General features: G+C 38.4%; 12 protein-coding genes. 1 reads left to right on the top strand and 11 read right to left on the bottom strand.

Annotated features, from left to right (window positions below):
• Window positions 1–74 precede the first annotated feature (74 nt).
• From AABJ51_RS17535 to AABJ51_RS17485, 11 genes are all read right to left on the bottom strand, one after another.
• Entirely contained in the window at window positions 75–536 is a 462-nt protein-coding gene (locus AABJ51_RS17535; RefSeq protein WP_338373620.1) for a hypothetical protein, read from the bottom strand.
• A gap of 150 nt (window positions 537–686) precedes the next feature.
• Window positions 687–1,478: a S1/P1 nuclease gene (locus tag AABJ51_RS17530; RefSeq protein ID WP_134437161.1), complete on the bottom strand. Its 792-nt coding sequence runs from the start codon at window positions 1,476–1,478 to the stop codon at window positions 687–689.
• A 35-nt stretch (window positions 1,479–1,513) separates the two neighbouring features.
• Window positions 1,514–2,803 (bottom strand): UDP-N-acetylmuramoyl-tripeptide--D-alanyl-D-alanine ligase, encoded by a 1,290-nt coding sequence (locus tag AABJ51_RS17525; RefSeq protein WP_338373618.1) that lies wholly within the window; start codon window positions 2,801–2,803, stop codon window positions 1,514–1,516.
• A 333-nt stretch (window positions 2,804–3,136) separates the two neighbouring features.
• Window positions 3,137–3,538, bottom strand: coding sequence for an HIT family protein (locus AABJ51_RS17520; protein ID WP_338373616.1), 402 nt, complete (start codon window positions 3,536–3,538; stop codon window positions 3,137–3,139).
• A gap of 94 nt (window positions 3,539–3,632) precedes the next feature.
• Entirely contained in the window at window positions 3,633–4,103 is a 471-nt protein-coding gene (gene greA / locus AABJ51_RS17515; RefSeq protein ID WP_026625588.1) for a transcription elongation factor GreA, read from the bottom strand.
• Between the two features lie 241 nt (window positions 4,104–4,344).
• On the bottom strand, window positions 4,345–5,499 hold the full coding sequence (locus AABJ51_RS17510) for a thioredoxin-like domain-containing protein (protein ID WP_338373613.1): 1,155 nt from the start codon (window positions 5,497–5,499) through the stop codon (window positions 4,345–4,347).
• A 216-nt stretch (window positions 5,500–5,715) separates the two neighbouring features.
• Window positions 5,716–7,050: a TolC family protein gene (locus AABJ51_RS17505; protein WP_338373612.1), complete on the bottom strand. Its 1,335-nt coding sequence runs from the start codon at window positions 7,048–7,050 to the stop codon at window positions 5,716–5,718.
• Between the two features lie 4 nt (window positions 7,051–7,054).
• A complete protein-coding gene (locus AABJ51_RS17500) occupies window positions 7,055–8,215 on the bottom strand; it encodes an efflux RND transporter periplasmic adaptor subunit (RefSeq protein ID WP_338373610.1) in 1,161 nt (386 codons plus the stop codon).
• 220 nt (window positions 8,216–8,435) lie between these two features.
• Complete coding sequence (locus AABJ51_RS17495; protein ID WP_026627177.1) at window positions 8,436–9,692, bottom strand: ABC transporter permease; 1,257 nt, start codon at window positions 9,690–9,692, stop codon at window positions 8,436–8,438.
• A 38-nt stretch (window positions 9,693–9,730) separates the two neighbouring features.
• On the bottom strand, window positions 9,731–10,990 hold the full coding sequence (locus AABJ51_RS17490) for an ABC transporter permease (protein ID WP_338373608.1): 1,260 nt from the start codon (window positions 10,988–10,990) through the stop codon (window positions 9,731–9,733).
• Window positions 10,991–11,039: 49 nt separating this feature from the next.
• Window positions 11,040–11,717: an ABC transporter ATP-binding protein gene (locus AABJ51_RS17485; protein ID WP_026627179.1), complete on the bottom strand. Its 678-nt coding sequence runs from the start codon at window positions 11,715–11,717 to the stop codon at window positions 11,040–11,042.
• Window positions 11,718–12,036: 319 nt separating this feature from the next.
• Between AABJ51_RS17485 and AABJ51_RS17480 the strand changes: the two genes are divergently transcribed.
• Window positions 12,037–13,935, top strand: a complete 1,899-nt coding sequence (locus tag AABJ51_RS17480) for an amidophosphoribosyltransferase (protein WP_134437156.1) — start codon at window positions 12,037–12,039, stop codon at window positions 13,933–13,935.
• Window positions 13,936–13,983: the final 48 nt, after the last annotated feature.

The following is a 13,983-nucleotide window of genomic DNA, read 5'->3' as shown; positions in this document are numbered from 1 at the left end:
CAAAAACAGCTAATAACCAAATAAGGCTGACAAATATGCCAGCCTTATTGTATTATTAATGAAACACAAAGTACCTACTCTGCTTTTTTTATCTGAAGATTTCCTTCGTATTTAGAATCAACAACTATTATAAGCAATGGCTTAATAGTATAAGACTGCTTTTCTCCTACTTTGTATTCATAAGTAAAAGTCAGATTATCTCCTGCCTTCTCTAGTTTTAAAGGATTTAAAACTACTGCCGAATCCGTTTGATCTGCAACAATAGCTATAACATATTGCTTTGTAAAATCAATAACTGTAGGTTTGCCATCCTCTCCCATTACTGTTGCAGCTCCAAATAAAGCTGAAAAATCTTTTTCACTTGTGATTTTTCCGTCTTTTAATAAACTCAGATCCGCATCATTCTTCACAAAATAGCCTCGGACTACTGCATAAGGAATATTTTCGCCCTGTTCGTTTGTGGGAGCAGTCGAACTTTTACAAGAAAGCAACATAAAACTGCCGAGTACCCCTAATAACATTACAAAATTTTTCATCTTATCCTTTTTTCGGTTTTAGTGTATTAACAAACTTCCCTCCCGAAAGTTTAGAATCTTAAATCTTTTTAGACTCTGCGTGGAAATAAGTAAGGGTTGTCAAAATTACTTTTCAACAACCCTTTACCATCTGAAGATAGGTTATCTTCTTTATTTAAATATCTTATCCAATACGGCTGCTAAACGAAAACCTCCTCTTTGCAGTTGAAGTTCTACCACCGATTTGTATTTAAAACTATAATCATACGACAAGCGGTCTTCGTTATTTACTCCTGCATAAATTTCATTCGCTATGGTATGAGATTCATACAACCAGTCTTCGAGAGTTCCCGCACTCAGTTCTTTTTTCTTATCTTTTGATACAATATTCAGAATATGTGCATACTCTGTATAACTATACTTCTCGTAATCAATTAATTTACCATCCCAAACCGAATGCAAATTGGTTTTCTCATTGAACCAAAGCAAAGAGATGCGGTTTCCTCCTAAATCATCTTCACAACCAACGTGCATAGGCTGGTGAGCATCCCCAATCAGGTGAATCAAAAATATAAGGGCAACCCGTTTCTGTTCGGATGATGATACATGATCCTCGATTGTTTTCTCGAGCTTAGGAATCTCACTATATATATTTTCCTGCTTAACGCCTTTAATATAGGTCAGAAAAGCATCTTTCGTCTGATTTCTTGGAGCATTTACATAATGCCAAATAAAGGTATTATCCCACTGACCGGTTTTATCCGATTTTATAAAATCAGGCCAGTTAGCCCAATATGCCATCGGCAGATTGTCCAACAGTTTATCTATTTTCTTTTTTGTGCTTGATTTAATGTTCTGTTCTGCTATCTCAGCAACTACCCTATGCCCGGTTGTTCCCCAAGCAAATAATTCAGAGGGCAATAACAAAGCTGCCAGCATTACAAATAAGACTATTTTCTTCATTCAAATATTGTTTTGTTCATAAAAATTCGCCGTCCTTACAGCAAATCTACACATTTTTCGAGTTGAATACCTCTCGAACCCTTAATTAATATATTCTTATCCGTCAATGGGTTTTCTTTCAAGTATTCTAAAAAGGCATTCAGATCCTCAAAACGAGGTAATAACGTGTCTGTCTTGCTAAAATTTTCCCCGATAAAAAAGGCATCTTTAATATCACTATCCTGCACCAGATCAACTATCGCCTGATGCTCTATAGCTGCATCTGCTCCTAACTCGCGCATATCGCCCAATATTACGGCTTTATTTGGAATATCCAGCTTTCTGAAATTCTGCAATGCAGCATTCATACTTGTAGGATTAGCATTATATGCATCTATCACCAAAGTGTTCTTATCGGTTTTTTTAAGCTGCGAACGGTTGTTTGTCGGCATATAGTTAGCTATAGCCTCGCTTATTTTAACTTTTTTCACTCCAAAATATTTTCCGACAGCCACAGCCGCCAGAGCATTCGACAGATTGTATTCTCCGATCAAATGGGTATGCACCAAATGATCATCTTTCGAAAACTGCCATGTAAAACTCAGATAAGGATCATTCGATACGGCTTTTCCCTTTACAAACAAATCTTTACCTTGTCCATACTGAATGGTTGTCAAGCCTTCGGCCTGCTTCATCAGGAGATCATTATTAGCATCAATAAAAACTTTACCGTCTTTTCTGTTTCTGATGTAATCGTAAAGCTCACTTTTAGTTTTAATGATGTTTTCATACGACCCAAAACCTTCGATGTGGGCATGTCCGATATTAGTTATCAGACCAAATGTAGGATCTGCTATTTCAGCCAAAATCTTTATCTCCCCAACATGATTAGCTCCCATCTCGATGATCGCAATTTCATGAGTCTTATTCATCTGCAAAAGAGTCAGCGGAACCCCTATATGGTTATTAAAATTCCCCTGAGTTGATAAGACTTCGAATTCCTGAGACAATACTGCTGTAATCAGTTCTTTGGATGTAGTCTTTCCGTTTGTTCCGGTAATACCTATTACCGGTATCGAAAATTTAGAGCGGTGGTAATGCGCTAAATCCTGCAATGCTTTGAGACAATCCTCAACCAGTAGTATATTTTTCTGCTCATCAGCAAACTCGGCCTCATCGACTATCGCATAGCGACACCCCAATTCTATAGCTTTTGATGCATATAGATTTCCATTGAAATTAGCTCCTTTCAATGCAAAAAAGATAGAATCTTCAGGACAGTTACGGGTATCTGTTGTTATTGTGGGGTACTGCTTAAATATCTCGTATAAGCGTTCTATTTCCATCGTGGTATCAATTTAGGTCACAGACCTCTTTTATTATGTTCAATAAACCAACTTTAACAAGTAAATGTTCAATATCAGGAATAATTCATGCTCTCAATATCCACCTTTACTCAATATGCAAAATAAATACTTTTATCTGTGTTTTTGAAGCTTATTCGAAGTTAACTTTTGCTAGAATTATTAAAATAAACTAAGACTCTGGATGCTTGACCATTACAATCAAAACAAAGATAAAAATCTAATAAAAAGACACTTACAACCAAGACACACCAGTCTAGAATAAAAAAAATAGGGCAAACAACCGTTTACCCTAATATATTTATGCGCTTTAGCTTATAATTTATGAAACTCCTTAGATATTGAGTCTGCTATTATCGCAAATTCTTCTTTTTCCAGCTTTAATCTGGCATTCGTTAAACTCATATCCGATTCTTTATTAATCGGAATCAAATGAATGTGAGCATGCGGTACTTCCAGACCTATCACCATCACCCCTACCCTTTGGCAAGGAATGGCATTCGAAATAGCTTTTGCGACCTTTTTACTGTAGATAATCATGTCGGATAATAACTTATCATCCAAATCGAAGATATAATCTACTTCTTGTTTAGGTATCACCAATACATGACCTTTCGCCATAGGACTTATATCTAGGAAAGCTAATAACTTGTCGCTTTCCGCTACTTTATAAGATGGTATTTCGCCTTTTACTATTCTACTGAAAATGCTCGACATCTGGTATTCTCCTTATTATTAAAATATAATGCCTTGCGTATAAGTTAACAGCACAAACTGTTTCACCCGGCAAGACAGCAAATTATGTATGGACTTAAATCGAGATATCTACAATCTCAAAGGAAACTATTCCGTTAGGAACTTTTATCTCTGCGATATCCCCTACTTTCTTACCCAGCAATCCCTGAGCGATAGGAGTACTTACCGCTATTTTATTTTCTTTCAGATTGGCTTCACTCTCAGCAACAAGAGTATAAGTCATCTGTTGGTTATTTTTAGTATTCTTGATCGTAACTCTATTAAGAATCTGTACAGCATCCACCCCGATAGACTTTTTGTCGATCAAACGTGCATTGGCAAATAAATTCTTCAATTGCGCAATCTTTGCTTCAAGAATACCTTGAGCCTCTTTCGCCGCATCATATTCAGCGTTTTCAGAAAGGTCACCTTTATCACGAGCTTCCGCTATCTGTTTCGAGATTTTAGGTCTTTCTACTGTTTCCAACAAGCTGATCTCTTCTTTCAACTTCTCGTAACCTTCTTCGGTCATATAAGCAACAGCCATAGCAAATTGTTAATTATTAAATTATTACTCTTTTTTGTAACAAAAAGAAAAAGAATTCTCGTCGTATAGACCAGAACTCCTTTTCTTTTTTTATGTCTTATGCAAATATATACTTTATTTTTGGAGAAAACAAAATCTAATATATTTATTAACCAACAGATTAATATTCAGCCATCTATTTTTGATCTATAAATAAACTTTAGACTTTTTTACCGTCTATGAAATTATAAGATCTGAAACCTTACAATATTTTTTGAATCTCTGCATCTATATTATCCTTTGGTAATAAACGCTTTACAATCTCACCGTCCTTATCAAGAAGGAAAACTGTAGGTAAATTCTGCACATTATATTTAAAGATCAGATCGGAGTTGACAGACCTCTGATCATGTACAGCTATCCAAGGAATATTGACTGCTGCGTTTTTCCATAAGTGAGCCTCAGAATCAAAGGAAACCTGATAAATTTCGAGGTTAGGCTTATATTTAGCATAAAGCTTGTTCAACTCCATATTATGCCTTGGTGAATTTTCATCCTGATACACTGTAAAATCAAGCAATACTGCTTTCCCCTTCAAGGATGCCAGACTTATATTTTTCCCATTTACATCGGGCAATTCTATTTTATAATACTCAGTTGCATCCACCTGTCCAACTTTATCCGGGTCTATCTCCATCTCGCTTTGCTTGCGAACTTTCATCGCTGTCAATGTATAATCATGCAGCTGTTTACTACGGGGCGAATCTTTATAGAACATATCCCATGATGTTGCTACTGCTGCAAAAACTTTATAATCGGTACGGTCGTAAGGATCAAAAAACAGATACCCGCTGACTTTCTGAAAGAGGGCAAAATATGCAGCCGGGCTTTTCAGGTCGGTGAATATGATCTTTTTTGCGGCATCCTTATATTCATTGGCGATAGCCTGCACCTGAGTTATATAATCCTGCTCATTAATTGATTTTTCATCAAATCGCTTCTTCAGGTCTACCAACTTATGATTTGCATCATATTGAGCCAAAGCAACTTTTTTCAGTTGATTATTAGCATCAGATCCCTCAACTGTATAATCTGTAGCAAATGTTTTTTGAGAGGCATTTACAGTAAGCGTCTCGGTCGAATCTATAGCCAGATTTATAACCTGTCCCTTCAACCGGAGCACATAAAACTCTGGATAAGGTGTGGTTGACTCCGAGAACTTAAATTCACCTTTTGTATCTCCTAGTTTTACGGAATCCAACAATGTGATTTTATCCAATTCCCTTCTTTCTAAATATAGAACAGAAGTATCGGCATCTGTGACTTTTCCTTGGATCAGAAACTCAGGTCCTTTATTAGAACAAGATACAGCCGCAAGTATAGTAAGGGCAACTGCAAAACAGCGAAACAGCTTCATAATGTATTTATATAAAATGTAAGTATTCGTCTCATTATTTATGCAAATATACAGAAAGTATTTAATGATGCATTTAAAAGCGGTAACTGTCTGTTGCGTTTATGCTTGCAAAGTCAAAAAACGGTCTGAGATCTTAATATAAATCGGTACTTTAATAGAGACTACTAAAATACCGATTCGAACTTCACTATTTATACTATATGGAATACGATATACTTAAATTTCGATTTCCTTACCCTGATAGAAATCAAGGATCTTACTTCTGAACACAAAATCGTACTTAGCCTGTAACTGTTCCGATTTACTGCTTATCAGCTTGGTTTGCGACTCGCTGTATTCAAAAACACTGGTCTTTCCTATTTGATAACGTTCCTCAGCATATTTAAAAGATTCCAGTGCTGCATCATATGCTTTTTCAGTTGAGATATATTTAGCCTGAGCCGACACTGCATTCTGATACGCCTGCTGTATTTCTTTATAAAGAGCAAGTTTCACATTATCAAGATTAAGTTCCTGATTCTCTATATTCAACCGAGCTTGACGAACCTGATTGCGAACGCTGAATCTGTTAAATATCGGAATAGACAAACTAAACCCAAAATATTGACTATCGTTGTCTTTCAACTGTTGTCTAAAGCTTGGGTTAGTCGTATTATACGCCCGTTGAAAACCGACACTATACCCCATATCAAAGCTTAGAGTTGGCCAATACCCCGATTGTGCGACCTTTAGATTTTTCTTACTGCTTTCGACATTAAAGGCTGCCTCTTTCACATGTGGCTTGATACCCAATGCCCGTTGATATACCTCATCCGGACGCATCAAGCCCGCAAGCACATTATCAGCCAGCTGAACACCTTCTACATCAGGAGCTTCCACATCAAACCCTTCCGCCGATTGCAGGTTCAAAGCTTGAGCCAGATTAAGCAAACTGTTTTTCAGATCATTATCTGAGGTTGTTACATTCAGTTGGTCTTTTGCCAATTGTGCCTTAATATCATACAACTGAGACAAAGCCACTTTTCCGCTCTCAACCAGAATACTTGTGCGTTCTTCTTGTTTTTGTGTCAAGATAACCTGCTCTTCATACACTTTCAATATTTCTTTTTTGAAAAGTACATCCAGAAAATAAGAAGTTATCTGTAACTCCATATTCTCTTTTGCTTTTTTCAAACCTTCAGTCGCCGCCAAAAGATCAAATTCCTTGGCTTTGATATCGTTCTTTATCTTAAACCCTGTAAATAGAGGTGTGGATGATGTAACACTTACAGAAGTACTGGCAATATTGGTTTCCATAAAGCCATTAGTTGTAGTAGATATACCACGCCCTATATTAAATGTATGGCTAACAGAACTGTTTAAATTAGGCAGGCGGCTGTTCTTACTTGTATTCAAGTCCACCTCTGCTCCTTTTACCTTCAATTCTTCCTGTTTGATTTCTATATTATTCTTCACTGCATAATCGATACATTGCCTCAACGACCATGTAGTTTGGGCTCCTGCTCCTATAGTGCAGAATATCAAACAAGCTGCTACAAAATATTTTCTCATGACTTTACTTTTTTTGTTCTTCCGATTCGGTATTCGGCTTATCACTCTTCTCATTTCCTCTGATCTTATCTCCTTTTTTCAATCCCGATTTCACTTCGATATTGATACCATTAGACAGACCCAATGTGACATATTTTTTATCGAATACCTGCTTCGGCTGTTCTTCTTTCAGAGTATATACAAAAGCAGAGTCGTTACTGAACGAAACACAACTTTCGGGTATCGTCAATACTTTATTTGCCTTTGCAAAGATGATCTGAGCATTGGCACTATAACCTGCACGGATATCAATAGTATCTTTGATCTGTGCAGCAGCCTTTATTTCAAATAATATAGCTCCGTTTTCTTCCACTCCTTTAGGAGCAACATATTCTAACTGAGCATCAAATTTTTTGCCGTCAACCGCACCGATAGATAATTTTATAGGCATTCCTACACGTATACGACCAACTTCGGTCTCATCCACTTTTCCTATAAATATCATATCATTCATATTGGCAACAGTAGCTATGGTAGTACCATCATTGAATGTATTTGCCTGAATAACCGAATTACCCACTTTTATAGGCACATCCAGAATCATACCATCTATTGTAGAGCGTACTTGTGTATTACTGAACTTGGCAGTAACTTTTGACACCCCGGTTTTAATAATATCCAGATTATTTTTTGCATTTTCGGTATCTTCCACAGCTTTTTTATATGTAGTTTCCGACTGCTCCATTTCTTCTCGGGCAATCACCCCTTTGGCGAACAACTGCTTCTGGCGTTCGTATTCGTTCTTTGCCTGAGCCAGATTGATTTTAGCCACACTCAATTGTGACTCTCCTGCACTCAATTGCGATGACTCCGGTACAACCTGTATCTTTGCTATTACCTCTCCGGCTTTCACAAAATCGCCCGCTTCCTTAAGTACCTCAGTTACAATACCCGATATCTGAGGCTTAATCAGTACTTCATCTCGAGGCGATACTTTTCCGGTTGCTACAGTAGAGCTTTCCAGATCTCCTACCTGCACCTCCACTATATCATACACCGTTTCTTTGGGCTGACTCTTTTGCCATAGGAAATAAAAAAAACCTACGAAAATCACTCCCAGTAAAGTAAGTCCTATAATGCTGAAAACCTTCTTTACAACACTTTTCTTTTTTCTACCTTGTTCCATATTCTATTTTGATATTTATTTCTCTTTTCAAGGTCTGAGACCTATTTTATTGTTTTGGCAAGGAAAACACACCCCAGCCTGTCTAAACTACAAACGCCATTAAATACTATCCAACAACAACTTATCCCTAAAAGGTAACAAAAGTTACACACAAATTGTCCATTTTTCATTGTTACTTTATGCCTCCACGCCCTAATTATCTAATGTATAGATAAAAAAATTACTCTTCTCTGATAGCATCTATCGCTTTAATGCTTAATGCCCTCATCGCCGGTATCAAACCTGCTAATAATCCGGAGAAAATTAAGATAGAGATAGAGATCATCGCAGTACCAAAAGAAACGAAGGGTGGAATAAAGATCATTCCATCATCGGGCATACCTTGCATTCCCATATTGATAATTTCCAAAATACCTGCACCTAAAAACAGGCCTCCGAAACCAGCAATAAAAGTAAGAACAAAACTTTCACTCATCACCTGAATCAAAATAGCAATCGGTTTTGCCCCGAGCGCACGTCTCACTCCTATTTCCCTTGTACGTTCCCTGACGGTTACAAGCATAATATTACTTACCCCGATAATACCCGACATCAAAGTACCGATACCGACAAACCAGATCAGCCAGCGAATGCCAAGAAACAGATTGACAAAGGTTTTAAACTCCTGTTCCATATTAAAGCTTCGGGATGCCTTCTCGTCATTGGGTGCTATATTATGGTTTTTCTTTATAATATCTTTTATCTGCTTTTCGATCGCAGTAACCGGCACATCAGCTTTTGCTGTTGCTGACATAAAATAAATAGTATCTCCTTTATTGAATGTTTTTTGCATGGTTGTAAAGGGCAGATAAACTGATGTCTTGGCATCACCTCCTACCTGAGCCTGAGAATTGGGACGAATCACGCCCACCACCTGAAAATAAATCCCGTTTACACGAATATACTCGCCAACCGGATTCTGGTCTTTCTCGAAAAGGTTTTCAGCGACAGTACGCCCGACAAGAGCCACTTTACTCTCATTTTTTGCGTCCAAATCATTAAATAAACGTCCGTGAATGACAGTTTGTGTCTGTATTCTGAAATGCTCCGGATAGACACCCGTTACCTGAGCTCCGGTAGACTTCCGTCCCCAGACAACGTTTTTCGCTGAACTTTCACCGAATAACATAGGCGACACGTCTTCTACTCCTTTAACCTGAGCTTTAATCGTTTCCACATCCTTTCCGTTCATTACCCAGTTCCGTCCTTTTCTGAAACCTTTATATGGTTCACTTGTTGCGTTTGTCCAGAAAAAACATGAATTGGTAGCAAATCCTTTTACACTCTTCATCACTCCTCCTTCGAAAGCATTGCCGATACCCACCAAAAGAACAAGCATCAGTATTCCCCAAAACACCCCGAAACCGGTCATTATACTTCTGACCTTATTTGCGGTGATAGTATTCCATATTTCCTGCCACTTATCTAAATCAAACATATTTTTCGTTTTCTATTTTTTATAAAAAGATCTGCCTCTTACTCAGCTCTCATAGCCTCGATAGGGCTTATACGTATTGCTTTTATCGCAGGAATACTTCCGGCTATCACTCCGGCAACAATAAGTATACCGGTAGAAATCATCACAATCCCTAAATCGACCGAAGGATTCTTAAATACCGTAGGGCCGGTGTCGGAAGCGGCAGAAGCAGCACTCTCCATTCCATGATTGATCAGCTCCATCAGTCCTATACCGAACATCATACCTATATAACCGAAAATTGTGGTTATTACGATAGATTCCAGCAGTACCAGATTCAATACCGATATCGGACTTGCTCCTATCGCTTTACGAATACCAAATTCTTTTGTCCGTTCCCTGACAGTTATCAGCATAATATTACCAATACCGACAATACCGGATATCAGCGAACAAATACCAATAATCCATATGACGAATGTTATTCCATTTAATATATTTTCGGTTTGAGCAACATCTTCAGCCGTATTCCATATAGATATGGCAGCTTCGTCCTCCGGATCGAAATGGTGAAGCGCACCGAGTTTCGCTCTCAGTTCTTTTATGAAGGCTTCATTCTGCTCTACCGTGGTCAAGCCCTTAATAGTAAAGTCGAGCCTATCCGTTCCATAATTTTTACTGTAAATGGATTGCGCTGTGGAAAAAGGAATGTACGATGGGATATTAGTCCGTCCCGTATTATCTTTATACACACCTATAACCATATAAGACACTTCTTTGGCTATCACAAATTTTCCGAGAGGATCTGTATTAGGAAACAGAATATCTGCTATCTCGGTATTTATCACAATCACTTTTCGCCGCTTCACAATATCCAGGTCATTGATAAAGCGGCCTTTTCCGGTCGACATATCTATACTATTTATATATGAAGCATCCGGATGTACACCCAGCATATTCCACGTACCGTAATTATTTCCGTTGGACAATATGGAACTATGGTATATCTGCCCCGATACATGGTCTACTCCCGGTATTTTATATCTGAGCATATCCAGATCCTTATCATCAAACTTGACAACCCTATCGAGCGGCAGCCCCTCGAAGGGTTTGGATGTAGATCCCGGCCATACGCTGACTGCGTTCTTGGCTCTCCTCGAAAAATTCGAAGTGATACCATTCTTCAGTCCGTTACCGGCTCCAAGCAAAGCGATCAGAATGAATATCCCCCAAGCAATAGAAAAGCCTGTAAGGAAAGTTCTTAATTTATTTTTCTTTATCGTGGAACCTATTTCCCGTAGTGAGTCAAAATCTAACATAGATTTAAATATTTACCCGTTTACTGATTTAATCAAAAGATCTGAGACCTTATTTCTTTACCTCTATCGAACCTATTATACCATCTTTGATATGAATAATCCGATCCGTAGCATCCGCCACGGCCTGTTCGTGTGTTACAATAATCATGGTAATGCCATCTATTGTATTTACCTGACGCAGAATATCCATCACTTCCTGAGATGTTTTACTGTCCAGAGCTCCGGTTGGCTCATCAGCAAGAATGATCTGGGGCTGGGCAATCAATGCCCGGGCAATGGCAACACGCTGTTTCTGCCCTCCGGATAATTCATTCGGCAAGTGTTCGGCTCTGTCTGCCAACCCCATCTTATCGAGATATTCCATTGCCAGCAAATTACGTTTTTTACGGCTTACTCCCTGATAATATAGAGGTAAGGCTACATTCTCCATCGCATTCTTAAACGTTATCAGATTGAATGACTGAAAGATGAAACCGATCTTCTTATTTCTCAGTTCGGCAGCTCTGGTTTCACTGAGGTTTTTTATCAACACATTATCCAGATAATACTCGCCAGTATCATATGTATCAAGTATTCCCAGAATATTCAACAAGGTAGATTTACCGGAACCCGAAGATCCCATTATCGAGATAAATTCACTCCTGTCTATTTGCAGATCAATTCCTTTTAATACATGAAGCGGTGCGCCTCCGTAGTAGGTTTTATTCAGATTTTTTATCGTTATCACTTTTCCTTATTTATAGATGTTCGTGAACTTTATCAACAGATATTTCCCTATATGTCTAAAAACAAATAGAAATATCACACATTGTTGATTATTTTTTCGAGATATTTTACAATTGTTTATTAAATAGACAACCAATGGGTTCATTAGGTTACAAAAAAACAGCATTATTTTTAAAAATGCTTTGCAATATAATAAAAAGGTCTGAAACATTTAATTAAGATAATTTCTCTTTCATGCTCCGATTTTCGCATTATCTTTGTAATAGTTTTCCGAAGGGAAATTTATCTATAAATACTTATTTTTCTTTAAGTACACTGCAATGACAGAAGCGTTAAAGCATGAATGCGGGATCGCAATGATCCGTTTATTAAAACCACTTGAGTATTATCAGGAAAAATACGGCACGTGGCGATATGGACTGAACAAGCTGTATCTGCTGATGGAAAAACAACACAACCGAGGGCAGGAAGGCGCAGGATTAGCTGTTGTAAAGCTAGATGCAACCCCAGGCAACGAATTTATATTCAGAGAAAGAGCTACCGGCTCGGGAGCTATATCCGAAATATTCGGGAATGTTCTGGGCAACTACGAAAAAATACCATCCGATAAATTGAATGATCCGGCTTATGCAAAATCTAATTTGCCATTCGCCGGTGAACTTTTTTTAGGACACCTCAGGTACAGTACAACCGGAAAAAGCGGGATATCGTACGTACACCCGTTCATGAGACGAAACAACTGGGCTTCCCGAAACCTTGCTCTAGCGGGAAACTTCAATATGACCAATGTTGATGAAATATTCGCCGATTTGGTTAAAGAAGGACAACATCCACGCGACTATGCCGATACATTCGTTCTTCTCGAGTCATTGGGACATCATCTCGACAGGGAAGTTCAATACCAATTCGATAAATACGGAAAAGAAACCGGAGTAAAAGGACAGGAATTAAACGATATAATAGAAAAGAATCTGGATATCCCCTTTATGCTTCGCAGTGCCAGCAAAAACTGGGATGGCGGATTTGTTATCGGCGGGCTGATAGGCTGCGGAGATTCTTTCGTATTTCGCGACCCGTGGGGAATACGTCCGGCGTTTTACTATATGGATGACGAAATAGTAATGGTAGCATCCGAACGCCCTGTTATCCAGACAACCCTTAACATGGACGTTGCCGATATTAAAGAATTACCTGCCGGACAAGCCATTGTCGTAAAAAAAGACGGCTCGGTATTATTCCCTCAGATCATGGAACGAAAGGAAAACTATGCTCCATGTTCTTTCGAACGCATTTATTTTTCCAGAGGTTCCGATGCTGACATATACAGAGAGCGGAAAGAACTGGGAACACTCCTTCTTCCGGATATACTGAAATCAATCGATTCCGACCTTCGTAACACTGTATTCTCTTTTGTACCCAATACTGCCGAAGTAGCCTTTTACGGAATGGCACAAGGACTCGAAAACTATATGCAGCAAGTAAGGTTCCGCAAAATAAAGGAAAAAGAAGACAATATAACAGACGAAGATCTGGCTCGTATACTGGCAATGAAAGTCCGTACTGAGAAAGTTGTCATCAAAGATATCAAACTACGTACTTTTATTGCAGAAGACAAGGGTAGAGACGACCTTGCCGCTCACGTATATGATGTGACATACGACTCGATACGTCCGTATGAAGATAACCTTGTGGTGATTGACGATAGTATTGTCAGAGGAACAACTTTGAAGCAAAGTATTATAAAAATGCTTGACAGACTTCATCCTAAAAAAATCGTGATCGTATCTTCTTCTCCTCAAATACGATATCCGGACTGCTACGGGATAGACATGTCAAGAATGAGCGAATTCGCGGCATTCAGAGCAGCAATCGAATTGTTAAAAGACCGAGGTATGAAAAATCTTATAGATGAAGTATACCGCAAGTCGCTTGAGCAAAAAGATAAACCAAAAGAAGAGATTATCAATTATGTAAAAGAAATATACGCACCTTTTACCGACGAAGAAATATCCGGCAAGATGGCAGAAATGCTGACTCCTGCAGGCACCGAAGCCAAGGTAGAGATAGTGTTCCAAAGCATCGAGAACCTACATAAAGCGTGCCCTAATAACAACGGTGACTGGTATTTCTCAGGAGACTATCCTACTCCCGGAGGAAACAGAATGGTAAATACTGCATTTCTGAATTACATAGAAGGTATAGACAAAAGATCATATTAAAGAATCATTCTGCTTAAGGCTTTGCCAAGCAGGATAGCAACAGCCTGT

Origin of the sequence: Indolivaga capnocytophagoides (assembly GCF_036511535.1) — a bacterium.
In the GTDB taxonomy this organism is placed as follows: Bacteria; Bacteroidota; Bacteroidia; order Bacteroidales; family Dysgonomonadaceae; genus Dysgonomonas_A; species Dysgonomonas_A capnocytophagoides.
The sequence above is the reverse complement of the archived record's forward strand: the minus strand, read 5'-3'. Positions and strand labels throughout refer to the sequence as shown.

What these genes read in the sequence shown, in the direction of transcription:
- AABJ51_RS17535 (WP_338373620.1), bottom strand. Translation starts at nt 536, where the DNA reads ATGAAAAATTTTGTAATGTTATTAGGGGTACTCGGCAGTTTTATGTTG.
- AABJ51_RS17530 (WP_134437161.1), bottom strand. Translation starts at nt 1,478, where the DNA reads ATGAAGAAAATAGTCTTATTTGTAATGCTGGCAGCTTTGTTATTGCCC.
- AABJ51_RS17525 (WP_338373618.1), bottom strand. Translation starts at nt 2,803, where the DNA reads ATGGAAATAGAACGCTTATACGAGATATTTAAGCAGTACCCCACAATA.
- AABJ51_RS17520 (WP_338373616.1), bottom strand. Translation starts at nt 3,538, where the DNA reads ATGTCGAGCATTTTCAGTAGAATAGTAAAAGGCGAAATACCATCTTAT.
- greA (WP_026625588.1), bottom strand. Translation starts at nt 4,103, where the DNA reads ATGGCTGTTGCTTATATGACCGAAGAAGGTTACGAGAAGTTGAAAGAA.
- AABJ51_RS17510 (WP_338373613.1), bottom strand. Translation starts at nt 5,499, where the DNA reads ATGAAGCTGTTTCGCTGTTTTGCAGTTGCCCTTACTATACTTGCGGCT.
- AABJ51_RS17505 (WP_338373612.1), bottom strand. Translation starts at nt 7,050, where the DNA reads ATGAGAAAATATTTTGTAGCAGCTTGTTTGATATTCTGCACTATAGGA.
- AABJ51_RS17500 (WP_338373610.1), bottom strand. Translation starts at nt 8,215, where the DNA reads ATGGAACAAGGTAGAAAAAAGAAAAGTGTTGTAAAGAAGGTTTTCAGC.
- AABJ51_RS17495 (WP_026627177.1), bottom strand. Translation starts at nt 9,692, where the DNA reads ATGTTTGATTTAGATAAGTGGCAGGAAATATGGAATACTATCACCGCA.
- AABJ51_RS17490 (WP_338373608.1), bottom strand. Translation starts at nt 10,990, where the DNA reads ATGTTAGATTTTGACTCACTACGGGAAATAGGTTCCACGATAAAGAAA.
- AABJ51_RS17480 (WP_134437156.1), top strand. Translation starts at nt 12,037, where the DNA reads ATGACAGAAGCGTTAAAGCATGAATGCGGGATCGCAATGATCCGTTTA.